Annotated in this window: 1 protein-coding gene; it reads left to right on the forward strand. The window is 65.5% G+C overall.

Annotated features, from left to right (window positions below; translation table 11 throughout):
- Positions 1-22: 22 nt before the first annotated feature.
- Positions 23-232, forward strand: a 210-nt coding sequence (locus tag ACPYOI_RS37220) for an EAL domain-containing protein (RefSeq protein WP_481424326.1), incomplete at its 3' end; no start/stop codon positions are given.

Consider the following 232-nt stretch of genomic DNA (forward strand, 5'->3'; position numbering starts at 1 on the left):
GGGGGGGGGGGGGGATGCGTGGGTGATCGGTCTGGCGCGGCTGCGCCAGAAGCGGCTGAAGCTCGAACGCCGGCTGGTGATGGATGTCGTCGAATCCGAGGAGCAGTACCGAATCGTCGGTTCGATCATCGACATTGCGAAGGCGCTCAATGTCGGCGTGATCGCTGATCGCGTCGAGACCGATGGGCATTCTGAATCATTCGCCCCGCTTTGCTCCCCCCCGCCCCCCCCC

The organism is Rhizobium sp. SVR5-2C (genome assembly GCF_056755115.1).